20 protein-coding genes are annotated in these 26221 nt (G+C 28.7%); all 20 read left to right on the forward strand.

All coding sequences use genetic code 11. The features are described from left to right. The first annotated feature begins 1 nt into the window (after position 1). Positions 2–2146: a hypothetical protein gene (locus KV700_RS03490; RefSeq protein ID WP_218599193.1), complete on the forward strand. Its 2145-nt coding sequence runs from the start codon at positions 2–4 to the stop codon at positions 2144–2146. Positions 2147–2235: 89 nt separating this feature from the next. Next, positions 2236–2538, forward strand: coding sequence for a DUF6804 family protein (locus tag KV700_RS03495; protein WP_218599194.1), 303 nt, complete (start codon positions 2236–2238; stop codon positions 2536–2538). A 103-nt stretch (positions 2539–2641) separates the two neighbouring features. Beyond that, positions 2642–2899, forward strand: a complete 258-nt coding sequence (locus tag KV700_RS03500) for a hypothetical protein (protein ID WP_218599884.1) — start codon at positions 2642–2644, stop codon at positions 2897–2899. Between the two features lie 76 nt (positions 2900–2975). Then, positions 2976–4157 carry a PD-(D/E)XK nuclease family protein gene (locus KV700_RS03505; protein WP_218599195.1) on the forward strand — a complete coding sequence of 394 codons (1182 nt, stop codon included), beginning with the start codon at positions 2976–2978 and terminating at the stop codon, positions 4155–4157. Between the two features lie 191 nt (positions 4158–4348). Beyond that, positions 4349–5860: an AAA family ATPase gene (locus KV700_RS03510; protein ID WP_218599196.1), complete on the forward strand. Its 1512-nt coding sequence runs from the start codon at positions 4349–4351 to the stop codon at positions 5858–5860. Positions 5861–5863: 3 nt separating this feature from the next. Beyond that, the gene (locus tag KV700_RS03515) at positions 5864–6709 is read left to right on the forward strand and encodes a hypothetical protein (protein WP_218599197.1); all 846 of its coding nucleotides are present in this window, start codon (positions 5864–5866) and stop codon (positions 6707–6709) included. A gap of 91 nt (positions 6710–6800) precedes the next feature. Continuing rightward, positions 6801–8855, forward strand: coding sequence for an AAA family ATPase (locus tag KV700_RS03520; RefSeq protein WP_218599198.1), 2055 nt, complete (start codon positions 6801–6803; stop codon positions 8853–8855). Beyond that, positions 8855–10075 carry a hypothetical protein gene (locus KV700_RS03525; RefSeq protein WP_218599199.1) on the forward strand — a complete coding sequence of 407 codons (1221 nt, stop codon included), beginning with the start codon at positions 8855–8857 and terminating at the stop codon, positions 10073–10075. Before KV700_RS03520 ends, KV700_RS03525 begins: the two co-directional genes overlap by 1 nt. A 3-nt stretch (positions 10076–10078) precedes the next feature. Further along, positions 10079–10912: a GIY-YIG nuclease family protein gene (locus tag KV700_RS03530; RefSeq protein ID WP_218599200.1), complete on the forward strand. Its 834-nt coding sequence runs from the start codon at positions 10079–10081 to the stop codon at positions 10910–10912. After that, positions 10913–11308, forward strand: coding sequence for a hypothetical protein (locus KV700_RS03535; RefSeq protein WP_218599201.1), 396 nt, complete (start codon positions 10913–10915; stop codon positions 11306–11308). Positions 11309–11339: 31 nt separating this feature from the next. Then, positions 11340–12503 carry a hypothetical protein gene (locus KV700_RS03540; protein WP_218599202.1) on the forward strand — a complete coding sequence of 388 codons (1164 nt, stop codon included), beginning with the start codon at positions 11340–11342 and terminating at the stop codon, positions 12501–12503. Next, positions 12496–14490: a hypothetical protein gene (locus tag KV700_RS03545; RefSeq protein WP_218599203.1), complete on the forward strand. Its 1995-nt coding sequence runs from the start codon at positions 12496–12498 to the stop codon at positions 14488–14490. The genes KV700_RS03540 and KV700_RS03545 overlap by 8 nt, the downstream gene beginning before the upstream one ends. Beyond that, a complete protein-coding gene (locus KV700_RS03550; RefSeq protein WP_218599204.1) occupies positions 14477–17920 on the forward strand; it encodes a helicase-related protein in 3444 nt (1147 codons plus the stop codon). The genes KV700_RS03545 and KV700_RS03550 overlap by 14 nt, the downstream gene beginning before the upstream one ends. 229 nt (positions 17921–18149) lie before the next feature. Continuing rightward, positions 18150–19229, forward strand: coding sequence for a hypothetical protein (locus KV700_RS03555; protein ID WP_218599205.1), 1080 nt, complete (start codon positions 18150–18152; stop codon positions 19227–19229). A gap of 815 nt (positions 19230–20044) precedes the next feature. Next, a complete protein-coding gene (locus KV700_RS03560; RefSeq protein ID WP_218599206.1) occupies positions 20045–22414 on the forward strand; it encodes a class I SAM-dependent DNA methyltransferase in 2370 nt (789 codons plus the stop codon). A 2-nt stretch (positions 22415–22416) separates the two neighbouring features. Beyond that, positions 22417–23424, forward strand: a complete 1008-nt coding sequence (locus tag KV700_RS03565; RefSeq protein ID WP_218599207.1) for a virulence RhuM family protein — start codon at positions 22417–22419, stop codon at positions 23422–23424. Between the two features lies 1 nt (position 23425). Further along, entirely contained in the window at positions 23426–24487 is a 1062-nt protein-coding gene (locus KV700_RS03570) for a restriction endonuclease subunit S (RefSeq protein WP_218599208.1), read from the forward strand. Between the two features lie 41 nt (positions 24488–24528). Continuing rightward, complete coding sequence (locus tag KV700_RS03575) at positions 24529–24969, forward strand: helix-turn-helix domain-containing protein (protein ID WP_218597751.1); 441 nt, start codon at positions 24529–24531, stop codon at positions 24967–24969. Continuing rightward, entirely contained in the window at positions 24933–25781 is an 849-nt protein-coding gene (locus tag KV700_RS03580) for an IS3 family transposase (protein WP_254712998.1), read from the forward strand. The genes KV700_RS03575 and KV700_RS03580 overlap by 37 nt, the downstream gene beginning before the upstream one ends. 118 nt (positions 25782–25899) lie before the next feature. Further along, the gene (locus KV700_RS03585) at positions 25900–26220 is read left to right on the forward strand and encodes a hypothetical protein (protein ID WP_218599209.1); all 321 of its coding nucleotides are present in this window, start codon (positions 25900–25902) and stop codon (positions 26218–26220) included. Position 26221: the final 1 nt, after the last annotated feature.

Below are 26221 nucleotides of genomic sequence, written 5' to 3' on the forward strand. Positions count from 1 at the left end.
AATGGCTAACAAGCAGGACATACTAACCGCTATAAAAAATCTTGAGATTTTCTTAAAGGTCCCTGAATTAAAAGGAGCTAAAGCTAGGATTAATAAAAATGGAAGTCCATTTGTTTATGTGGGTGGTTTTAATATGGTGTTTCAATTAACTCATAAATATAAAAAATGGGCATTTAGAGTTTGGCACGCTCCTATTGGAGAAAATAAAGAAAGGTATTTAAAAATATCAAAATATCTCACTTCTAAGAAATTACCCTATTTTGCTGAATTTATTTATGATGAAAAAGGAATTCTAATAAATGGAGAATTAGTTGATACTATTAGAATGGAATGGTTAGATGGTTTACTTTTCAAAGATTACATTGAAAAAAACATTTCCAATTCGACATTATTAATGTCACTTGCCGACAATTTTTTAAAAATGTGTCAAGATTTAAGATATCATCAAATTTCTCATGGAGATTTACAAGAGGGGAATATACTAGTAACAGAGAAAGGTGAGGTAAAATTAGTAGATTATGATTCGGTTTGTATTCCTGAAATAGAAGGTCAACAAGAAATTGTTACCGGACTTAAAGGCTATCAACACCCTTCAAGATTTAAAGCAAAGACAACCTCACTAAAAGCTGATTATTTTTCCGAACTAATTATCTACATTTCAATTTTAGCTTTTGTAGAAAAGCCAGAACTTTGGGATAAATATCAAGTTAAAAAAACACAGTATTTATTGTTTTCTGAAAATGATTTTGAAGATTTAGAGAACTCAAAAATTTTTGGGGAATTAAACGGACTCTCTGATAATATTAATAAACATTTAGCTGTTTTAAAAAAATATTTAGAAATCGATATTTATACTAATTTGAAACCTTTTTCAAGTTATTCATTGCCTCCTCTTAAAAAACGGATAACTCATAAAAAAAGTCAGAAAACAATAATAAAAGAGGCTCCAAAAAAAACAGTTATAGCAAAAAAAACTATAAAAACCACAACTGCTCCAAGTAAAAAACCTAATTATTCATTTATATGGGCTATTCCTATTTTAATATTGATAATTGTTTCTATAAAATATTCAATCGATTCTAATGATGATAAAAATAAAGCCTTAAAAATAGAAAAAGCATTAATTAAAAAAACAGATGAACAAGAAAGAATAGCTCTTAACAAACAACGAGAAAAAAATAGTTTTGAATTATCTGTAAACGAAGCTAAACAATTATTTGAAAACGAAAAATACTCCGAATCTATTTTAATCTTAAATGATGCTTTTAACTCGGAATACGTGAACAGTAGCTACTATTGGTTATTAGGTACCTGTTATTATCAAAATAAAAATTATGAATCTGCAATTATTAGGTTTACTAGCTCTATTAATAAAAATTCTTCAGACCTTTTATCACTTCAATGGCGTGCTTATGCTTATTTTAACTTAAATAAGTACGAACTATCAATCTTAGATTGTTCTAATATAATAGAAACATTAAGCGATGGTGAAGTAAAGGCCAAATATTACAACCTAAGAGGAGATTGTTATAAGTATTTAAAGAACTCTAATAAAGCTGTAGAAAATTATAAAAAAGCTATATACAATGACTCTTCAAGTATAACTTACAAAGAAAATTTAGCAAAAATAAAAGAACAAATACAAAATAATATAATTCATCCTTTACCTACTAATTATTTATACAAAACAAAAACACTGTACACTGGGCATATTGCACCATTAACAAAGGAACCTTACACAATTTCTAAAGAAACGAGAAATAACAATAATAATGAAGATGTTTATGTTCTTGAAAAGACAAATCCTTTTTATTTTAAAGTGTATATCGGAGGTAAAATTGGATATATTTCAAAAAGTTCTCTTGTTCAAAAACAAACACAATCCACATCAAAAACGTATAAGAGAAACACAAATATTCCAATATCAAATTATAAAATTATTGTCACATCACGAATGGCTTCTATATACTTTTTGCCTAAAAATAAAAATATGTATAGAAATGAAAATAAAAGAAGTAGAAATACTACGCTTACAACAATAGATAAAAAAAATTATAACGGTTTTTATAAAATTAATTACTATCATAAAGGAATTAAAGCAATTACAATTGGTTATATTAGAATAAAAGATGTAAAAATAATTTAAGTTTTTAAAATTAATTAACAATCTTTTAGTTTTTTAACTTAATACAAGGATATAGTTTAATTCAAAGCTTAGAAATATAAAAACTAATAATGAATAAAATCATCAAAATTCCATTAGCAATACTTTTATTGTTATGTTTATTAGATATGCCTTATGGATTCTATGAATTTGTAAGGTTTGTAGCACTTATTGCCTTTGGAATTTTGGCATATCAATCTAAAGAAAAAAAAAATAAAAGTGAACTAATTATTTATGCTTCCCTTGCCCTACTCTTTCAGCCATTTTTTAAAATTGCACTTGGTAGAACTTTATGGAATATCGTAGATGTAATTACGGCTATCTACCTACTAATTAATATTGTGAGAAATCCAACAATAAAAAAGGAATCATAAAACTAGATTTCTACAATTCTAGTTTTATAGTTTTACGGAAATCCACAATTCTATATCGGTTGGTTTGCTTACTTTAGGGCTTGAAAAGAAATTGCTATCAAGTATGAATAAAAAAGATTTAAGCGAAAGAGATATTTGTACTAAATTTATTAACCCTGCCATTCAAAAAGCAGGTTGGAATATGAGAACTCAAGTACGTGAAGAAGTCTCTTTTACTGATGGACGAATTATCGTTCAAGGTAAACTATATACAAGAGGAAAAAACAAACGAGCAGATTATAATTATCTTAAACAGATTAAAGGCTTTTATAATTTATGTCTGAAGCATAATGGTTTAGAGGAAAAGTATAATAAAGTCTGAGTACAAAGTGATCAATTAAAGCAAAGTGTTTTAATGGAGGTTTTTGATGGTAAGAAAACAGTTAAAGATTAATTTTATGGAGATAGAAAAACTAAATACGTTACTTAAAGAATCTGGAGATATTGTAGAGATGCATTACATATCTGTAAGAGAAAAAGGAGAAGATTTTAACGTGTTTTCCATATTAGGTATGGAAACGAATGAAACCAAAACCCATTCTGCAATGTTGGTTTCGTTATTAGATCCTAAAGGAAATCATTATTATGATGAAAAATTTTTAAGACTTTTTCTTCAAGAAATTGGTTACACTTCTTTTATTGATAGTGATTTAAAAAACGTTAAAGTAAAAGCAGAACATCATTTAGGAAAAATATCAGACGATTTTACCAGTGGAGGTTTTATAGATATATTAATTACCTTTCCTTCTGGCAAAGCCATTGCAATTGAAAATAAAATAAATGCAGAAGATCAACCAAAACAAATGTATAGATATAGTTTGTTTAAAGGTAATGATTGTGCTTTGTACTACTTAAATCTTTTTGGAGAAAAAGGGAAACCCACTAAAAAAAGTCTACATACTTTAACAGATAAAGATTTTGAAGTAATAACCTATAAAAATCATATTTTAAATTGGTTAGATGCATGTTTATCAATTGTAAAACCAGATTCTATTGTAAAAAACGCCGTTAAACAATATCAAATTTTAATAAGAGACCTTACAAATTCTATGGAAAAAGATTTAGAAAATAATTTTACAGCACTTATTCAAAATAACTTAGAAGAGGCAAAATATATTCATTCTCATTATCAAAAAGCAGTAGATAGTATAAGAGAAAAATTAAGAAAGGCTGTTTGCGAAGAAATAAATAACTTACAATTAAATGTAAAAGCACGTCTTGGTAATGATATAAACCATAATTATTCTAAAATATGGATTAGCTCTGAAATACTTCATAAAAAGGGAATACAGATTGGTATAGAGTCATTTTCTGCTAAAGGGAATAATAAAGGACGACTTTTTATTGGCATATTTGATAGACAAAAAGAATATGAATCAATAAGAGATGGTGATTTTAGGTTAAGCAATTTTTGGCCTATTGTAAGTGATATTAAAACACCAGAAAACAATGCTTTAAATTTAAGTAGTACATCTATTTTAGAAAAATTAAATAATAATGATGAGTACTATTTTGAAAACATGGTAGCTACTATAGTTCATCAAACAAAGTCTTTTATCGAAACATACGGCAATATATAAATAGAGATTAAAGGTGATTATTAGAAAAGAAGGCTATCATTAAAAAAGTAAATGTTTTAATGTGATGTTTTAGTACAAGAAGTACAACAGAGCCAAGAACATAGTGAAATGATGATGCAGAGTGTTTTGAGGGAGGTTTTTGAAGGGGAAAAGTAGTTAATTAAATATTATTTTAAATACTTAAAGATAAAATGAAAGTCAATGTATATAAAAGTCAAGATTCTTATAATGTTAATGAATTTTACCTAACTAAACATGATTGGGATGATTGGGGATATAAGACAGTATTTACTCTATTCTATTATAATGAAAATAAAGAGTTTGATAATATCGGTTCACTCAAAATTGCTAATAAAAAAATAAGGGAAGGACATACTATTATTCCTAAAGCTTTTAAAAAATTAGATAATGATTTCTTCTCATTAGGTGTTGATAAAGTTTATTATGAAAATCTAAATAATTTAGAGGAAACTGTTAGAGATTTTATACTTACAGCCTTAAATGATATTGCCTCAAATGAAGATAAACTTGAAGAAGTTATTAATGAACATGTTACTAAAATTTCACTTTTAAGAGAAGTTTCTGTTAAAGAGGTTACTCATGATTTTAGAAGTTTAGCAAATGGAGATGCTGTACTTTCGGAATATAGGTTTCAATATAATTTTCCTAATACTAAATCTAAAATTGCCTCCAGACCGCCAATAAGCTTTAATGTAGTACCCAATAATATTCCAACTACCAACATACATGTATTAATTGGTAGCAATGGAGTGGGTAAAACCTATCATCTTAATAATATGATTGACTCTTTAATAAACAATTCTAAATCCAATTCTAAATATGGCTATTTTTCTTCTGAGACTAATTCAGACGAGATATTCGCAAATTTAGTTTCTGTTTCTTTTAGTGCTTTCGATGATAGAGACCCTCCTGAAGAAAGAAATGATGAGTCAAAAAGTATAAATTATTCTTACATAGGATTAAAAAGAGTAAAGTCTGATAAAAATTCAGCTCCTAAAAGCACAACAATTTTAAAAAATGAATTTATTAAAAGTCTAGAATCTATTTTAAAAGGAGCAAAATGGAGGCGGTTAAAATCTGCGCTTTTAACTTTATCCTCCGACCCTGTTTTTAATCAATTTAATTTCATAGAAGTAATTGAGAATTATAATTTCTCAAAAATAGAGGTCGATATTAATAAAGACATTGGAGATTTATTTAAAAATTTAAGTTCTGGTCATAAAATAGTGCTATTAACAATGGTAAGGCTTGTTGACACGGTAGAAGAGAGAAGTTTAGTGTTATTAGATGAACCTGAAACACATTTACATCCGCCTTTATTATCTGCTTTTATGAAAGCTCTCTCAAATATACTTAGGCATAGAAATGCCGTGGCTATAATAGCTACTCATTCTCCAGTAATTTTACAAGAAGTGCCTAAAAGTTCTGTTTGGAAATTTAGTAGATCAGGGAGTTATTCAAAAGCAGAAAGATTATCTCTTGAATCTTATGGAGAAAATCTAGGAGCATTAACAAGAGAAGTTTTTGGGTTTGAAGTAACAGATTCAGGTTTTCATAAGTTAGTATCTGATGTTGTAAATGAGAGCTATAGTTACAGGGAAGTATATGAAAAATTCAATGGAGAATTAGGTTTGGAAGCACAATCTATTATTCGTGCTTTATTAAATACAACAGACTACTAAGCTATGAGAAAACTTAATTTACCAGTTGAGAATGCCATAGATGTATTTGATAAATGTATTAGTAAGGTATCAAATACTATTTTAAAAGATAGACTTGAAAATTGCAAACCATCCATTGTAACAGCTGAAGTTGATTATACAACTAAAGCTTCAATAATTGAGCTTCATACTATAGTACCTCATAATTCAATTAATGGGAATGTTACTAAAGAAGAAATGATAAAAGTATATTCCGATAGGATGGTTGGAGCTACATCTCCTGGTCGTTATATTTATGATAAATGGAGAGCATCTGCACCTAATAATATTTGTCCTTTATGCGCTCAAAGAACAACAGAAACTTTAGAGCACCATTTACCAAAAAGTAAATACCCAATATACTCTATAGTACCTATTAACATATTTCCTGCTTGCAGTTCTTGTAATAAAATAAAATTAGACTTAGTAGTCAACTCTCCTGAAAGAGAACCTATCCATCCGTATTTTGATGATGTGGATGATGAGTTATGGTTAAAAGCAGCAGTTATAGAAACTAAACCTGCTTCAATAAAATTTTATACTGTTAAACCAGATAATTGGGATGACATTAAGTATGCAAGGGTTGAAAATCATTTTAGATTATTTGAGTTAGAAAAACTATATGCATCGCACAGTGCAGAAGAATTGACAATCAATAATTTCAGAATAAATAATTTGTTTGAATCAGGTGGAGTCCTATCTGTTAGAAATTTTCTTGAAGGCAGTTGGTTAAGCATGAGGAATGCTAATGTAAATTCATGGCAAACGGCTACTTATGAGGCGTTATTTAATTCTAATTGGTATCAAGAAGGTGGTTTTAAGTCTGAATAATTAAAGAAGGAGAATAAAACTAAGAAGATATTGAACTGTTAAAGCAAAGTTTTTTCTTCAATTTTTAAGTAAAGAATTAAATTATTGAGATATGAGTGGATTTAAGTTGTTAGGGATAAAAACAAAAGATAGGGTTGGTTTTTCAAAAAAGCCAGATGTTATGGATTATTTAAAGGTTTTAAAAGATAATACTTATTATCCTTTTTATTCAAACTATAAATTATCAAAAGATGGAGGAGTCTTGACTCGTGAATCTGTAAATAAAATAGACCTGTATTCTTCTGAGGAGAATGATTTAAAAATAAATATTTCAGCAATCGTAGGCAAGAACGGTAGTGGAAAAAGTACCTTATTAGAGTTACTTTATTTAGCTAGTTACAATTTAGGATGTAATTACGATTTATTAGAAGATTGGGAGCCTAGTGAAATAGAAGAATTTGATGAAAATTGCAAACCGATTAAAAACGGTAAGGATATAACTTGTGAAAGTATAAACCTAAATTTTGATATTCTTTTTGAGAAAAACAATGAGTTTTATTCGTTACAATTTAGAGGAGCGAAAATCAAACTGCATGTAGGAAGTGAAGAGGAGGAAAATAAATTTTATTTTGGCATTAAAAATCTATTAAAACTTGACGATAAAAAAGAGCTTTCTCAGCTTTTTTACTCTATTGCTATAAACTACTCTATATATGGACTAAATTCAAATATCTTAGGTAAGTGGATAAAACCATTGTTTCATAAGAACGATGGATATAAAACACCTTTAGTAATAGGTCCAATGAGAATAGAAGGCAACTTTGATATTAATGATGAAATTGAATTTGCATCATATAGATTATTACACAATTTACTTCTAGAGAAAAAAAATAAGAAAACAGATGAAGAAATCTTTATAAGTGATAATCAATATGTGAAGTGTATTAGGTTTAAAATTAATGAAAAGAAAAACTTATCCAATAAAATTAAATCAACCAATTACCCTGGTATTGCGGGAGAATCGAATGGTCTCAAGTTAATTCTTGATCTCCAAGAGATATTTTTTAAGGAGAATTGGATTGCTGAATTAATATTAGCGGAAGGAAATTTACCTTTTCAGTTACAGATTTCCAATTATATTATCCGTAAAGTAGAAAAAATTTCCAAGACTTATGATGAATACAAAGAAGGATATATAGATGGTGGTGATAATACTGAGTTCTTAACAAGGCTAAAGACGGATGGTAGCCATATAACGTTTAAATTAAAACAAGCAATAAATTTTTTAAGGTTATCTTCTGACGTATATAATGGAGAAAATCCGTGGTTACCTTTAAAAATAGAAAAAGATAATATTGATTTTTCATTAGATGAGTTACTGATTTGGATGAAATGTGAAAAAGAAGATGATTTGATAACACTAATTCCACCCTCAATTTTTTCTTTTGACATTATTCTTTCTGATAAAACCGAAATTTCAGTATCAAATTCAAAACCTTCTTTTAATGGTTTAAGTTCTGGAGAGCAACAAATGATTCATTCTATACAAACGGTACTATATCATTTATATAATATACAATCAGTTCATAAAAGTAATGATGAGAGGCTTTCTTACGAGTATATTAACGTGATTTTTGATGAAATTGAATTGTATTTTCACCCCGATTACCAGCGTAAATTTATATCAGAATTATTAAAGTCGATTAAGAGACAAGGTTTTAACAATAAGGTAGGGATTAAAGCTTTAAATATTGTTTTTTCAACTCATTCTCCATTTATACTATCTGACATACCAAATCAAAATATTTTAAGATTAATCAAAGGAGAACCTAAGGAGTCAAATCCTATGGAACAAACATTTGGAGCAAATATTTATGATCTTTTAGACAATGAATTTTTTATGGAGAATGGCTTTATTGGAGAGCATGCAATGTTTAAAATAAAGGAAGTTTTAGATTATATAGCTAGCAAGAAATATGATGAAACGAAGCATGATTATTTTTTAGAACTTACTAATATTATAGGAGACGAAATAATTAATCAAAAATTAAATCAGTTACTATATGATTTATACATTAGTTCAATAGATGAAAATCAGCGAAAAATTATTCAATTAAAACTAAAACAAAAACAAATTGAAGAACAGTTGAAAAAACTTGAAGAATAATGGTTAGTATCTCAGATAAAATATTATTATCAGCAAGCATTCAACATGCTAAATACATCTCTGAAATTTTTAGTTTAAAAAAAGAGGTATTAAAACTATGTTTACACTATTCTAATTTAAGATCTAAATCTCATAAGAAGCAATTTGATTTAGATTTAGCAAAAATTAATGGTTCTGATATTGTTAAAGTACAGTCAATCAATTGGTTTTTAAAGAAATCAACAAAAAAAACTAAAAAAGTAAAAGGAGAATATCGAAATATTAAAACTATAACTAAAACTGATAATTTTTTCATTTCAAAATTCCGTTTATTTCCAAATAACGTAAATACCATAAATGAATTAACAAAACAATTAAATTATTTCAACACCACTAGAATAGGTGATTTATTAATTGGTAAACCTTCTTTTTTAATAAAAGAAAGTGATAATTATAAGTTAGCCTTTAGTAAAAAGCAAAACACAATAATAACACAACAGACAAAAAGATTAATAAGTTTTCTTTTTGATTATTCTGAGTTTTCTATAAAAAATAGTTCGATGTATTCTCTAAATTGGGGTGCGTACAAATTAACAGACGCCTTAGGTGTTCGTTCTTGTCTATACTGTAATAGAAATTACACGTTAACTGTAACGAATTGTGGTGAAAAAATAATTCGCCCAGAATTAGACCATTTCTTTCCTCAATCTAAGTATCCTCTATTAACTCTTTCTTTCTATAACTTAATACCTAGTTGTCATATTTGTAATTCTAATCTGAAAGGAAAAATACCATTTGAATTAACTACCCATTTTCATCCTTACTTAAGTAGTTTTGAAAAAGAAAACGCAAAATTCACATATGAACCTAAAAATCCACTAGCATTTTTTGGAGATAAAAGAGGGCTTAAGTTAAAAATAGATACTTCAAATTTATTAAGAAATGATAATAGAATAAAAAAGAATATTGAGATATTCAAGTTAGATTATATATATAATGATTATCAAGACATAGTAGATGGGTTTATTAATTTGCAAAGAAAAACTAACAAGAAAAAAATAAAAGATATTTATAGAAACGTTTTTGTTGATAATGCTGGTAAGCGATGGAGTTATGGAGAACAAGAGCTTTATGAATTAGCTATTCGTAATCATTATAATCCAGATGATTTTAATAAAAAACCTTTAGCAAAATTTGAAAAAGATATTGCAAAAGAGTTAGGGTTAATTAAAAAAAAATAAAAAATGAGACCACAAACCATACAAATATTTTTGCCAGACGGTTCGCCAACCAGTATCCGTGAAGCAGAAATAACCAATAGATTAGTAAAAGCTATTTTGTTTCCTAGAAATAAAATGCAAGAAGTTGTTAAGCGTGAAATGGTTTATTTTACAGGAGTATATTTTTTGTTCGGCAATACAGAAGATGGAGTAAAACCCAAAGTATATATTGGAGAAGGAGAAGATTGTTTTACACGCATACAATCTCACAACCGTAAAAAAGACTTCTGGACACATTGCGTTATTATATCTACTAAAACAGATGAGTACACGAAAACAGATGGTAAATATTTAGAGCATTATTGTCTAAGTAAAGCCAAAGAGATTGGTCGTTATGTTATAGATAATGATACAGGTTCTAAAAAGCCATCGATTTCAGAAAGTAGAGAGTATGATTTATTAGATAATTTTGATACAGCCAAAATATTATTAGCCACTTTAGGGTATCCAATTTTTGAAGATAAAAGACAAGGATCTAAAAAGGAGGTGTATTATTGTAAAGGCAAAGATGCATCGGCTCAAGGTATATTGACAAACGAAGGTTTCTTAATTTATAAAGGAGGTCGTTGTACTATACAAGAAACAAAATCAATTGATTCTTGGATTTCAAGGTTACGTACACAACTTATAAATGACTCAATTTTAATTGAAGAAAATGGTCAATATGTTTTTCAATCTGATTATCTATTTAATTCTTTAAGTGCTGCAGCTACAACTGTTTTAGCTAGAGCTGCTAATGGTTGGACATCATGGAAAGATAAAACTGGTAAAACTTTGGATGAATTAAAAAGAAAATAAATGATGTGTAATTATAACGATTATGGAGAAGTCGCTATAAAAGCGGCTAAAGCAAAAGGAACACCAGAAGAGAATTGGTTAAAAGAAGTGAAAAAAACTTTTATCAATTCCGTAAGTTCTCAGAAAAAAAGTTGCCCGAAAAGCGCTTTTTTAGGCTTGTGTGAAAAAGGTCTAATAAAAGGAATACCTGAAGGAAAATACACTAGGTCTATTGACAATAAAGCATATGCTGTAAAAGCTATTGAAATATTAAGAAACAACACAGAAACTACTTATACGCCAAAAGAACTTTGGATAAAAGTCAAAATAGAATTATTAATTTTAAAAAAAGATCATAACTCACAAATGGATGTTGTTTTGGCACTTTGGAATGAAGGATTGATTGAGATATTATAAGGTTTAAAACTAAAATAATAATAAAAAGTATATGTTTTTCTTAACAGAACAAGACCCCAATTTCAGAATTAAAGGTTCAAGAGATCCATTAGGTTTTCAACCTATATGGCAATCTTTGGGTAGAACAGTTGTAAAGTATTTATCTACAGTTTCTATTAATTTAAAAGATTTCCAAATTTTATCGTATGCGTGGTACTTTTATGGAGATAGGGATCCAAAATATTTTTTAAAATTCTTTACTAAGTTTGAACAAGCTTTTGGTTTTGCTAGAGGAGAATACTTAAAAGATGATCGTTTTAATGGTATTGATTTTGTTAGAAAAAATTTAAACAAAAATATATTTCACTTTAGTAATAAAAGCGAACATACACTTTTAAGTAATCAAAAAAGTTATGGTATTTATGGTAAATATAACAGACCATATACCGAAATGAGAATAAAAGAACATATCGATTTTAAAGAAGTGATGGAAACTTCATTAAAAGGTAAGGTTAACTATAGCCTTTTAGAGCAGTATATAAACCGCCTGTATTCTGAAAACGTATCCGAATTTACAAAGCAAGAATTACAAATTTTTTCAGATTGCGTAAAAACAATTACAAAAGAGGAAAGAACATTTTATAAAAAGCTAATTTTAGAAACAGAAGAAGGTCATGTTCAGAATGATATATTCAATTTATTTGAATCTGATTCTGAGTTTGTAAAAATGGAGAGCTTTAATCTTTACAGCTTTATTGATGCTATAAATACAAAAACAAATTCTGAAGGATTAAAAACTAACTTATTAAAGATTAGAAATGCAGAGCAAGTTTTAGCGCCTTACTCCTACCTATTTAGAACTTTACAATCAGAGCCAACTTGGACAGTTAATAGTATTGAGAATGCTCCTATTTTTAAGTGGTTTCCAGATAGTTTAGATTATATTTTTAACCATACTGTTCTCGATGATTTAAACAAATGCTTTAAAGAGAATTGTTATAATATGGCTTTAGCTGTAATAAATAGAAACAAAGCCATAAGTGATAGTAGAAAAAATTCAGCTTGGATTAAACAAGAAGGAAACACTGTAATTATTTGTTATGCTGACGGAGCAAGAATTATTAGAGAGTTTGATTACAATACATCTTTTGAAAATAATTATTTTTTACCAACATACATTTCTTTGTATAAGCAAATTATGTTAAGCAATGACTAAATACGTATTAGCAGAACATTTAAAGGAAGAATTAAACGGAAGAAGAGTTAAGGCTGCTGTTTTTCATACATTCAATTTTGATTCTGAGTTTTTTGAAAACTATTTACTGCCATTATTTTTACCAGATATTCCGTTTGGAGATAACAAAATTCAAAATACAATACTTTGGAAAAAATTTCAGCACGATTTACCGCCTATTACTGTGTATTGTGATTTTCATGCAAAAACACAGAGAGGAATTCATTTAAACTATTTAGTACGACCAATTGATGTTCCTAAACATAAAAATGGTTTTAAACCGTGTTACCATCCAAAACATAGTTTTATTCTATTAGAAGATAATGAACTAATAGTAATTACTGGTTCTAATAATTTAACAGAAGCTGGTTGGTGTAGTAACCTAGAAGGTGTCAATTTTTTTAAATTGAAAAGTAAGGTGTATTATCCACGTACTTTTAAAGACCAGTTAAAAAAATTTAATCGTCATGTTAGAGGTCATTTTTATCATGATGATTTTAGAAATGAAGATACTTTAAGTAAAGCAGATATCTTATTAGAGCGTTTCTTTAAAGCACAAGGTTATACAAAGGAAGTTTCTACAGAATATTTTGATACCATTTCAGATTACAGTTTCCATAGCTTTAAAGATTATATTAAAAATATTAAAGAACGATTAAATAATAATGAACCCTTTGAAAAAGTAGAAGTTGTATCTCCTTATTTTTCAAAGGGAATGGTGTTATTTAACGACTTAAAAGGAGTTACTGGATGTGAGGATATTAGTCTGTCTATTCCTTTTGAAAATACAAATTTAGTAGCTTTAGATCAATCCTTATTTGAAGAAGTGGAGTCTCAAGGTTTTCAATGGAAATCTATAATAGCAATTAATGACACTAAAGGCTATCGTTTTAATCACTCAAAAATATATCAATTTGTTGGAAATAAACATGTTTTTACTATTGTTGGTTCTGTAAATTTTACCAATATGGCTTGGAAAGGTGTTAAAGCAGGAGGTAATTACGAATCTGCAATACTTTACTCCAATCCTAAGGATGATTTTAAAAGTTTATTACAATCGTGCTCTTTAGATAATTTAACATTCTCAGGGCATAGTGAAGAAGAGAAGGTTCCAGACAAAAGAGAAGATGCTTTTATGCTCAGTTTTGTTTTAGATTGGAGTTTAAAAACTTTAGAGATTATTAATTATGATGAGCCTAACCAAAAAGGTGAAATTGAATTTGATAATTTAAATTCTTTACAAATAAATAGATCAAGAAAAGTAAAGTTAAATGATGATTATATACGTTCGTTATCTAACAATCCTATTTTAAAAGTAAAACCTTCAAAACATCAATATTATTTTTATTATTACCTAACTCATAAAAACATTGAGGCAAAACCATTGCCAGAACACCTTAATCTTAATGATGCTGAATTACTCCAGTTATGGCTGGAACTGGATACTACAAAAGACAATGCAACAACACTTAGAATTATAGATAGTTTTATTGACCGTATTACAGATGAGGCAGGAGATATTAAAGATGATGAGTTAAAGGTTACAAGTAGCACGCTTAATATTATGGCTACCCATTTAAGTGGTTTAATAAAACTACAAAAGCGCATGTTTGCACAAGGTAGAACTATATCTGAAAAGAAGACTAATAGAACATTAAGAGATTATTACCTTTTTACTAATAATGTAGATACAATTATTGGCTATAGAAATTTGATAGCTAAAATGTTTACCGATGGCAAACTAAATGCTGGATTTTATTGGTTGCTCTTGAATGTTATTTATATGTTTTTTTATAAAGATTTAAGTGATAGTGATTTTGAAGATGACTTGGATTATATTAAAATAAAGGATATTCGAAAAACACTAAAGACAAATATTAAAAAAGTAGCAAATGAAATAGTTAAAGGTAATTTAACGGAAAAACACTTAAAATGGACTTTAAAAATGTTGAAGAATGATATTAAGTGAAGCTGAAGCAAGAAAAATAATCAATTTAAACCCTTATGATTCTATTGATAATGAAATAGCAGAAAGACAATTTCAGGTTATTTTAAAGGGCTTTAATTGTCTAATTCAAGAAGATTCTGATATGTTATATATAGCAGATGAAGTTGGATTAGGTAAAACCTATGTTGCTTTGGGTATCGCATCGCTTTTAAGGCATTTTTCGACTTCTGAAAGACGAGCTGTTTATAAAGATGTGATTTTGGTTCCTAAGAGAAATCTGCAATATAAATGGACAAAAGAAATCAATAATTTTATTAATCATAATTATTTATTGGAATGTAATATTGTTAAGTCTGTATTAGGAACATCTGTAGGGAATTGTAACGATAGTAATATACATAATAAGTTAGAGGGGTTTAATACTGATTATACGTCTTACGAGGTATACAGAAATTCATCATTTAGCATTGCTACATCAGATAATTACGATTGGAAAACAAAGTTAGAAAATGAACTTCCCGAAGATATAAAACCTTATTTTAATGAAGGGAGAACACTTTATAAAGGTCCTTCTGAAATATATTTGAAGCGACTTTTCGCGTTTTTATTAAATATTTCATTTCCTGAAGTAGATCTATTAATTGTTGATGAAGCTCATAATTTTAAACATGGAATTGATAGCGGAGTTTCTATTAGAAATCAAGTTGTGTCGAGATTAATGGGCGTTATTATTCCAGAGGATAATGACTTTATTTTTAATCATTTTCCAGAATTAAAATCTAGAATTACTCAGAAGGTTAAAAAAGTAATCTTTTTATCAGCAACTCCTATCGATAATGGCTTGTATGAATTAAAGCAGCAATTGGATTGCTTTTTACCAAAACATAAATTTAAAAAAGCCAAAAATGTTAATGAAGAAGTAAAAGCAGCTTTAAACACTTTTATGATTAGAGGTCTAATGAAAATTAAATTAGATAAAGATGGTGATGTTAGTCGAAATATGTATAGGCATGAACATAGACGGGGAAATGTAGTTAAAAAAGAAGACGCAAACCCTCAATATATAGAAGATGATTTAGAGTCTATTATTATTGGATTACTTCAGTTAAAAACATTAAAACATTTTAACGAGTCCAATAATAGAAGTTTTGAAATAGGCATGCTTGCAGGTTTTGAAACTTTTAAAACTCAAGAACATGAAGAAAAAGAATTTGAAGATTCAAATCAGAATGCAAATAAAGCTGCAGATCATAATGTCATAAAACAAGTAGCAGAATCCTATTTTGATACATTTGATAAACATTTACCACACCCAAAACAAGATAATCTTATTCGTGTTTTAATAGATGGGTTAAAGCATGGACATAAGTCACTGGTTTTTGTAAGGCGTATTGCATCTGTAATTGAATTAGAGCGAAAACTAACATTTGAGGTTGAAAACTGGCATTATTCTAAAATAAAAAAATATCTAAAAAGACATAATAGATTAAAACAATTAGACACTTCTTTTAAAGAACGTCATCAAATATTCGATATAGAAAATGTCCTTAAAGATCTTAGTTATAGAGTTTATGAAAGTTATAAAAAAGACTATCATGAATTAATTGTTGATGATCTAAATGATCCTTTACAGTTGGTTAATGAATATTTAATCGCTATTTATAATTCGGATGATGAAAATAAAAAAGTAATTCAGTTTAGGGATAATGTAAAGCAACATATTGGCTTAAAGAATATTAAGTTAAGTTTAAAAGAAATCGCAAAAGAACTAATTGATTCACATCTAGTTGAAAAAAAAGAGAATGATGAATTTGATGAAAATGAAGAATTTTTAGATTTAAATGAAGATGTTTTTGGGTATTTCTTTTCGTCATATTTTAGTTCTAAACGCTACATAGAGGGGTTTAATTTCAGAAAAAGGGTAGCAACAAAAGACTGGTATAGATTTAACAATTATTATTTAAAAGATTCAATAAATGATATTGCTTTTGATTCTTCTAAATTAAAAATCATAAAATTCAAGGATAAAGATAGAACAGAAGCTAAACGTATTGATGTAGTAAATGATAATCTCTTAGATGCATTGATTTTAAAGGATAAAAACAATGTAGCTATAGACTCATATTATAAAAAGAAAACATTTTTTAACTATCTATTTGAAGGGATATTAAAAAATGAATTTGATATTTGGGTTTCAAGTAAATGGAAGTCAACATCAAAAAAAGATGAATTTTTAAATGATTTTAATGCTTTAATTGATATCCTGCAAGGTGTTTTTAGAAATGGTTCTGGGTTATTACCTGCATACATTGCAGAATGTTTGGTTAAGGATAATTTTGAAAAAGAATTAGTACAAATTCTTAAAAATTCTTTTCCTGAAGTACTTTCTGAATTAAAGCAAATTATTAATGATTTTGATAAAATAATGACTACTAATTTTTCTGATAAAGACAAGATTAAACGAGCACTTTATGGACAACAACCAATAGTAGGGGTTAGTGGATCTCATAAACGAGATGTTAGTAGAGTAGCTACACAATTTAGAATGCCTGGTTATCCTTATGTATTAATAACCACTGATATATTAAAAGAAGGAGAGGATTTGCATTTATACTGTAAAGATGTTTATCATTACGGAATTGCATGGAATCCTTCAGATATGGAACAACGTACTGGTCGAATTGATAGGATAAATTCAAGTTGCTATTTTGATCTTAAAAGAGATGGTGAAAATAGTTTTAATAATTCATTACAGGTGTTTTATCCGTATTTAGCTGACACATTAGAAGTAAATCAAGTAGCGAAGGTATTCAATAAAATGAATGATTTTATTGAGACATTTTACGATATATCTATAGTAAGCGAGAAAGATACTAAAGTTGCAACAGATGAAATTGTAAAAGAAATACCTAAACAAATAAAAACACTATTATCTTCTACCTATGACTTCGAAAACTTTAAAGGTGTAAGTTCTGAAGATAAATCAGAATTGATTATAAAAAATAGTATAGGGCACAAAAAAGCGGACTTGCTTAAATCATTAAATGAGATGTTTCAGTTTATTAAAAGTAGTTTTACTGAATTCAATTCGCCAACAACAGTTAATGAAAGAAGTTTTACGATAAAATCTAATATTAAACTTAATGGAAGAAGAGCTCCTTTAAAGATATTGTTAGTGAAAGGAGAATTTTTTGGTTCTTTATTGTATTCTGTGGAGTCTATTATTTGTCGTAGTAATGATTTAAGGTCAAGAAGAGAGCGAGAAGAAATTAGGAATTATTTAGATGAGTACAATTTAAATTTTATTGAAGGTAATAGTTTTCTGTTAGTTCAAAGTTTAATGAGTTTGAATGAGGAACCTCATAAGCAACTAACAATTATAAAAAAAGTAATTAAGTTTGCTGATTCTATTGAAGAAAAATATCTAGGTATCGATCAAGTTTCATTTTAAAACTAATGACTCTCATCTCAAAATTAAATAATTTTTATTCAACTATTATTAAGTTTGTTATAAATAAGTAAAAGTAAAATGAGAATGATGATTTAACCAATGATATTGCTAAATGAGTATTTAAACTATATGAAAACAATCTAAGCACTCCCCTATTCAAATATCAAAAATAAATTCATCTTCATAAAATAGTTATATTTTTATATAAAAGTATAATTATATATGACTTATGAAAACAATTGAATTTACGAGAAAATTATTTTACAATTTAGTTTGGTCAAAATCCATATCTGCAATTTCTAAAAACTATCGTATTTCTACTAGTGATGTAAGGAAAATATGTAAACATTTTAATATCCCTCTACCTCTTAATGGTCATTGGCAAAAAATAAAGTATAATAAAGCTATTATTATAATTGATTTACCAGAGAATGAAAAAGTAGTTCAAGAAAAGATTAAACTAGTAAAACGAAACGAAGGTGAAAAAGATATTCCGTTTTTAACTTCCCCTTTTAATAAAAGGGTTTTTGAACTAAAAAATAACCTTACGTATAGTTTTAATGTTCCATTAACATTAAAAAACCCCCATCCTCTTATTTTAAAAGCAAAAAAAGGATTAGAAGATTTAGATAAATTAACTAAATCTAATTATGAGATTGAAAGAAAAGTGTTTAACGAGATTCTTCCTATTCATACAGACCTAAAACTTCGGAATAGAGCACTAAGGATAATGAATGTAATTGTTTCATATATATACAAACAAAACCATTCTATAGTTTTTGAATATGGTAATTGCTGTGTTGAAATGTTTGGTCAAAAAACAGAATTTTATTTACGTCAAAAATATAATCGTATTCGTACCACAGACGAAAAAGGTTGGAGTAATCAAAGCTTTATAAAAACAAGTAACTTAGAATTTAGAGCTGGACCATCCTTCAATCATAAAAGCTGGATTGATAAAGAAAATAAAAAACTTGAAGAGTATATTCCTAACATAATTGCCTGGATAGAGCAGGATTGTAAATATTGGCACGATCTAAGGAAGAAACAGGCAGAACAAGAACGGATTAATGAAATTGAACGTTTAAAAGAAGAAGAAAGACTGTTGCTTATAAAAAAAGAAGAAGTACGAATTCAAAATTTAATTATTCATAGTGAAAAATGGAAGAAAGCTACTATTTTAAGAAATTATATTAATGCAGCCATTGAAAAAGATAAATCAAATAATACATTTGATGAGCAGAAAAAAGCTTGGGTAAAATGGGCTACCGACATTGCAAACTCTATTGATCCTTTAACCTCTAATTAATTTTATTACTTATAAAAACCTTTATTTAATTTAACAGAAAAAACATATTATGAATAAACACTTCAAAAATATTTGTACTTTTATCCACTAAACAACAGCTAAAAGATAAATAAAGTGTACAGCTATAGTACACCAAAACTGCTACAAACCCAATAGGATATAGGAATATTACATATTGTATTGGGAAGTAAATCATTGATTAAAAACTACTTAAATACTTATTAAAAGTTAATTTTAAAATTATAAAATCCACCTGAATATAATATATAAACCATTCAGAATATCTTTATTTTTATACTGTTTTTTAAGTTAATAATCAACTGATTTTGAAAACGGAAAAACTACTCGATTTTTTTTTGTCCATAATAACTTGGTGTTCATTCTCACTGAACACTAATAAATAATCTAAAGTTTTATAAAAATATAGTTTTATATTAAGATAGAAATATCTTTAAAACCTTTAACTCCACTCCTAACCTATTAAATATTTTTATAATAATACACAACGTTTTAGGTCTTTTAGTATCAATGTAATTCAGTCTACAAAAATGAGTTTGCTAATGATCCTAGAAATTCTTAATCTCTGATATTTTATATTCCATATCGGAATATGGAATATGGAATATTCAACTTAAAATAATATCTTCTTAGAATATAAGTTTGTTGTTCAAACTCTTATATATTTCTATAAATATAGTTTTATACAATTATGGTTTTCCGTAATTATATATGAACCGATTTTACTACTTTAGATGCTCTCAAAAAAATTGTATTCCTAATGATGTATATAGCATGATAAGGAAAAATCCATATATATGAATAAATCATCACACAATAAATTAGTATCCTTTATTTGGTCTATAGCAGACGATTGTCTTAGAGATGTTTACGTACGAGGAAAATATAGAGACGTTATTTTACCAATGATTGTTTTACGAAGATTAGATGCCCTTTTAGAACCTACAAAAGACGAAGTTTTAGAAGAAGTTGTTTTTCAAAAAGAGGAATTAAAATTCACTGAATTCGATGAAAAAGGATTAACAGAAGCTTCTGGTTACGTTTTTTACAATACCAGCAAATGGACACTTCAAAAAATAAAAGATACAGCCACCAATAGCTCACAAATTTTACAAGGTAATTTTGAAGATTATCTAAATGGATTCAGTCCGAATGTAAAAGAAATTATTGGCAAGTTTAAATTACGCAGTCAAGTAGCGCACATGGCGAGTAAAGATGTGTTGTTAGACGTATTAGAAAAATTTACATCGTCACACATCAACCTAACTCCTTTTGAGAAATTAGACCCAGATGGTAGAAAACTACCTGCGCTTTCTAACTTAGGAATGGGTTATGTGTTTGAAGAACTGATTCGTAAATTTAACGAAGAAAATAACGAAGAAGCAGGAGAACATTTTACGCCTCGTGAAGTAATCGATTTAATGACACACATTATCTTCGATCCCATTAAAGATAATTTACCACCTGTAATGACCATTTACGATCCTGCTTGTGGTTCTGGCGGAATGTTAACCGAATCTCAAAACTTTATCAAAGATGAAGCAGGAGAAATAAAAGCAACAGGTGATGTATATCTTTTCGGAAAAGAAATAAACGACGAAACCTACGCCATTTGTAAGTCTGATATGATGATTAAAGGGAATGATCCCGAAAACATTAAAGTAGGTTCTACCCTATCTACAGATCAATTTGCAGGAAGAAGCTTCGATTTTATGCTCTCGAATCCGCCGTATGGAAAATCATGGGCAAGTGAGCAGAAATATATCAAAGATGGTAAAGATGTTATTGATCCTCGTTTTAAAATTCAAAACACCAACTATTTTGGAGTTTTAGAAGATGTAGATGCCATTCCAAGGTCTTCAGACGGACAATTATTATTCCTTATGGAAATGGTTTCTAAAATGAAATCTTTAGACCAAAGTACATCAGGAACACGCATTGCTTCGGTACATAACGGAAGTAGCTTATTTACAGGAGATGCAGGCGGAGGCGAAAGCAACATCCGAAGACATATTATAGAGAATGATTGGTTAGAAGCCATTGTGCAACTGCCAAACAACTTGTTTTACAATACAGGAATTACAACTTATATCTGGATTTTAAGCAACAATAAAACCGCTAACCGAAAAGGAAAAGTACAATTAATTGATGCAGGACAGTTGTATAGAAAATTGCGTAAAAACTTAGGAAACAAGAATTGTGAATTCTCACCAAAACATATTACCGAAATTGTAAAAACCTATACAAATTTAAGTGTTACCGAACGTGAAAGCGATACTTCGACAGGCTCAGCACAAGCAAGTATAGCAGCACAAGTATTCGATAATACAGATTTTGGGTATTACAAAGCAACTATAGAAAGACCAAAACGTTTAAAAGCACAATTTTCAAAAGAACGTATAGAAAAACTTCGTTTTGACAAGGCTTTAAAAGAGCCCATGGAATATGCGTATAAAACATACGGAGATAGCATCTATACAAATACAAAAGAATACCAAGTTCCTTTATTAGTTTGGTGCGAAAAAAATGAACTCAATTTATCTGCTGCCAACAAAAACAAATTAACCAATATAAAAACGTGGCAAAAACATTTGAATCTGGTACAAGCAGGTACTAAACTTTTAAAAGCCATTGGCAGTAAAGAACACAGTAATTTTAATGATTTTGAAAAATTAGTAAGTGCCGCAATTAAGGAACAAAAGCTAAACGTTTCTGCTTCCGATAAAAAAGCCATTTTAAACGCCGTAAGTTGGTACGATGCCACAGCAGATAAAGTAATTAAAAAAGTAGAAAAACTATCTGGTGATAAATTAACCAAACTTTTAGCACATTTAGATTGCAAAGAAGCTGATTTAGCGGACTTTGGCTATTCCGCAACTAATAAAAAAGGCGAATACATTGTCTACGAAACCGAAAGTGACTTACGAGACACCGAAAACGTTCCTCTAAAAGACAACATTCACAGTTACTTTTTACGTGAAGTACAACCACATGTATCAGAATCTTGGATAAACCTTGATGCTACCAAAATTGGGTATGAAATTAGTTTTAACAAATACTTTTACAAGCACACACCTTTACGAAATATAGAAGACGTTACTAAAGATATTTTAGATTTAGAAACCAAAAGTGATGGTTTAATTGCCGAAATTTTAAACTTGGTATAACAATGGATTCAGAAATTATTATATACCAAACCGAAGACGGACAAACAAAAATACAAACGCGATTAGAAAACGAAACTGTTTGGATTACTCAAGCACAAATGGCAACGTTATTTGGAAAAGGGCGTTCTACGATTACGGAACATATTGGGAATATTTTTAAAGAGGGTGAATTAGATAAAACAGTGGTGAGTCGGAAAATCCGACATACCACGCAACATGGTGCCATTGTTGGAAAAACACAAGAAACAGAGAGTACATTTTACAACTTAGATGTTATTATTTCTGTAGGGTATCGAGTTAAAAGCATACAAGGAACCAAGTTTAGACAATGGGCAACCGCACGTTTGCGAGAGTACATTGTAAAAGGTTTTACTATGAACGACGACTTGCTTAAAGAAGCAGGTAGTGGTAATTATTTTGAAGAACTTTTAGCACGTATTCGTGATATACGCTCTTCCGAAAAAGTATTCTGGCGTAAAGTATTAGACATCTATGCTACCAGTGTAGATTATGACCCTAATGCCGATACGTCTCAACTATTTTTTAAAACCATACAAAATAAAATGCATTGGGCAGCACATGGGCAAACCGCTGCCGAAGTGGTGTATAGCCGAATAGATGCAGCAAAACCTTTTTTAGGTTTAACCACCTTTAAAGGCGGAAAACCGACCAAACAAGAAGTAGGTATTGCTAAAAACTATTTAAATGAGGACGAGTTAAACGTACTCAACCGAATGGTAACTGCCTATTTAGAAATAGCAGAACTGCAAGCACTAAACCGCAAACCCATGACCATGAAAGATTGGTTGCAACGTGCAGACGATTTTTTAAGTTTAACAGGAAACGATATTTTAACACACGCGGGAACCGTTAGCCACAAACAAGCGCTTGAAAGAGCAAACGAAACGTATTTAGACTATAAAGAGCAAACCAAAAACGAGTTGTCTAAAGCAGAAAACGATTTTATTAAACATTTAGAACAAACCCAAAAACAGCTAAAAAAGAAATAAGATGATGAAAGAAATAGCTGTAGAAAAGAATATAAAACGCTACGAAGCTTATAAAGACTCTGGTGTAGAATGGTTGGGTGAAATTCCTGAGCATTGGGAAACTAAAAAATTTAAGTTTGTTCTTGACCAAAGTAAAGGTTTAACAATTACGAAACAGAACTTAATTAATGAAGGTATTTTTTGTGTGAATTATGGAGAGATTCATTCAAAATTTGGGTTTGAATTAGACACAACTAAACATAAGTTAAAATGTGTTGGTGAAGAATATCTAATTTCAGATTCAAATTCACTTTTAAACAAAGGTGACTTTGTTTTTGCAGATACATCTGAAGATATTGAAGGTTCTGGGAATTTCACACATTTAAGGTCAAGCGATAAAACCTTTGCAGGATACCATACTGTAATTGCAAGACCAAAAATTAAAATAGAGTCGCTTTTTTTAGCTTTTGTATTTGATTCTACCTCATTTAGAAATCAAATTAGAAAAAAAGTTAAAGGGGTTAAAGTGTATAGTATTACTCAATCAGTTTTAAAAGAAACTAATGTTTGGATTCCACCACTTCAAGAACAAACCAAAATAGCACAATTTTTAGACGATAAAACCACCAAAATAGACGAAGCTATTGCTATAAAAGACCAACAAATACAACTGCTTAAAGAACGCAAACAAATACTAATCCATAATGCGGTTACTAAAGGGATTCGGTCATTGAGCGAAGTCGAAATGAAAGACTCTGGTGTAGAATGGATTGGAGAGATTCCTGTGGGTTGGGAGGTGAAGAAATTGAAATATCTTTTAAATGAAAAATTAAAATACGGAGCAAATGAAAGTGGAATTGATTACGATATTGATTTACCACGTTATGTAAGAATAACTGATTTTGGGAATGATGGTAAATTAAGTGAGAAGAACAAACTTTCACTTTCTTGGAAAAATGGAGGAGATTATTTACTTAAAGATGGAGATATTTTATTTGCAAGAAGTGGAGCTACTGTAGGAAAAACGTATCAGTTTAAAAAATCTATGTCCGTTGAGGATAATTATTGTTTTGAAGCGTCCTGAAATAGGTTGACTAAAAATTAAACATTTAATTATAGTCACTTATGAAAACACAAAAAGAACACTGGCGAAAAAAAAGCTACGAAAAAGTAACTTTAGAACTCAAATTATTCGTCGTTGACCAAATTCAAAATGGTCAGATTTCTACTAACTTTGCTTCCAAAAAATATGCCGTTCCAAGAACAACAATTGGCTATTGGATCAAAAAATATAGTACTTTAGTCCAACAAAACACAGGTATGAGTAAATTAGATGAAATTAAAAAACTAAAGGAACGTATTGAAGAACTGGAGTTTGTAAAAGACTTTCAGCAAGATATTATTGCAGATATGGAAATCATTACTGGCATCGATTTGTCAAAAAAGTCGCTACCCAAAACATTAGCAAAAGAGATAGAACTAAAGAAGAAAAACATTTTAAAAGAAAATGGTTCTATCAATGTTTTGGGATTAGTAAACAAGCCTTCTACAAAAGAGAAAAAGTAAAACAATGCAAAGCGATAAACGACACTAAAATAATTTCGATGGTCAAAGAATATCGTAAAAAAGTAAGCTCAAGGACTGGGGGTAAAAAACTCTATAAAGAACTTAAAAATCAGTTGATAGAACACAAAATTAAAATCGGTAGAGATAAGTTTTTTGATGTATTAAGACTGCATAATTTACTCGTACCTAAACTCAAAAACTACATAACTACCACAAACTCTAATCATCTATTTAAAAAATATAAAAACCTCATTCAAAGCAAAATACCTACTAGACCCGAACAACTTTGGGTAAGTGATATTACATACATTAAAACAGAAAAAGGACACAACTATTTAGCAATTGTAACCGACGCGTACTCTAAGAAAATTATGGGATATAAATTAGATGACCATATGAGGGTATCACTCTGTAAAGATGCTTTAAAAATGGCTATTAAAAACAGAAAATACCCTGACAAAAAATTAATTCATCATTCTGACAGAGGTATGCAATACTGTTGCCCAGAATATACCCAGTTTGCTGAAAATAATGGAATAACAATGAGCATGACAGAGCAATATGACCCATATGAAAACGCTATTGCAGAGAGAATCAATAGAACTTTGAAATATGAATATGGCCTTAGAAACTGCCTTAAAAACACTCTTATTGCTCAAAAATCAGCTAAACAAGCTGTATATATTTACAACAATTTAAGAACACATTTTAGCCTAGAATTAAGAAAACCAGCTGAAGTACATTTAAATCCAAACATCAAATACAAATCCTATCGAAAAAATAATGTAAATTTGACTGAACTAACAATTTAAGAACAAACCTAGTTTAAATTATTTTTAGCCTTCTAAACGGCTAAAAAAATAGTTTGAACGGTATAAATTAACCTAAAAAAGGTCAACCTATATCAGGACAATACATTTTGCAGGGTATTTGATTAAAGCAGAAGCGAATGAAGAAATTATTTTAAGTGACTTTCTTTATTTGTTTACTAATTCAGAGTTATTCAATAAATGGAAGGATAGTATTTTTATTAAGGCAACTATTGAAAATATTGGAGCAGATAAATATTCACAATTAAATGTAATTGTACCACCTGTTAATGAACAAAAAGAAATTCTTGCAAAATATAGTGATGATAATAAAAAAACAGAAACTGCTATTAGCTTAAAACAGCAAGAAATAGATAAGTTAAAGGAGTATAAGAGTAGTTTAATAAATGGGGTTGTAACTGGTAAGGTTAGGGTTTGTTAGA

It is taken from the genome of Polaribacter sp. NJDZ03, from assembly GCF_019263805.1.
GTDB lineage: Bacteria > Bacteroidota > Bacteroidia > Flavobacteriales > Flavobacteriaceae > Polaribacter.

Bases quoted from the DNA above. Each gene is read 5' to 3' on its own strand.
- KV700_RS03490 (WP_218599193.1), top strand. From the start codon at position 2: ATGGCTAACAAGCAGGACATACTAACCGCTATAAAAAATCTTGAGATT.
- KV700_RS03495 (WP_218599194.1), top strand. From the start codon at position 2,236: ATGAATAAAATCATCAAAATTCCATTAGCAATACTTTTATTGTTATGT.
- KV700_RS03500 (WP_218599884.1), top strand. From the start codon at position 2,642: ATGAATAAAAAAGATTTAAGCGAAAGAGATATTTGTACTAAATTTATT.
- KV700_RS03505 (WP_218599195.1), top strand. From the start codon at position 2,976: ATGGAGATAGAAAAACTAAATACGTTACTTAAAGAATCTGGAGATATT.
- KV700_RS03510 (WP_218599196.1), top strand. From the start codon at position 4,349: ATGAAAGTCAATGTATATAAAAGTCAAGATTCTTATAATGTTAATGAA.
- KV700_RS03515 (WP_218599197.1), top strand. From the start codon at position 5,864: ATGAGAAAACTTAATTTACCAGTTGAGAATGCCATAGATGTATTTGAT.
- KV700_RS03520 (WP_218599198.1), top strand. From the start codon at position 6,801: ATGAGTGGATTTAAGTTGTTAGGGATAAAAACAAAAGATAGGGTTGGT.
- KV700_RS03525 (WP_218599199.1), top strand. From the start codon at position 8,855: ATGGTTAGTATCTCAGATAAAATATTATTATCAGCAAGCATTCAACAT.
- KV700_RS03530 (WP_218599200.1), top strand. From the start codon at position 10,079: ATGAGACCACAAACCATACAAATATTTTTGCCAGACGGTTCGCCAACC.
- KV700_RS03535 (WP_218599201.1), top strand. From the start codon at position 10,913: ATGATGTGTAATTATAACGATTATGGAGAAGTCGCTATAAAAGCGGCT.
- KV700_RS03540 (WP_218599202.1), top strand. From the start codon at position 11,340: ATGTTTTTCTTAACAGAACAAGACCCCAATTTCAGAATTAAAGGTTCA.
- KV700_RS03545 (WP_218599203.1), top strand. From the start codon at position 12,496: ATGACTAAATACGTATTAGCAGAACATTTAAAGGAAGAATTAAACGGA.
- KV700_RS03550 (WP_218599204.1), top strand. From the start codon at position 14,477: ATGATATTAAGTGAAGCTGAAGCAAGAAAAATAATCAATTTAAACCCT.
- KV700_RS03555 (WP_218599205.1), top strand. From the start codon at position 18,150: ATGAAAACAATTGAATTTACGAGAAAATTATTTTACAATTTAGTTTGG.
- KV700_RS03560 (WP_218599206.1), top strand. From the start codon at position 20,045: ATGAATAAATCATCACACAATAAATTAGTATCCTTTATTTGGTCTATA.
- KV700_RS03565 (WP_218599207.1), top strand. From the start codon at position 22,417: ATGGATTCAGAAATTATTATATACCAAACCGAAGACGGACAAACAAAA.
- KV700_RS03570 (WP_218599208.1), top strand. From the start codon at position 23,426: ATGATGAAAGAAATAGCTGTAGAAAAGAATATAAAACGCTACGAAGCT.
- KV700_RS03575 (WP_218597751.1), top strand. From the start codon at position 24,529: ATGAAAACACAAAAAGAACACTGGCGAAAAAAAAGCTACGAAAAAGTA.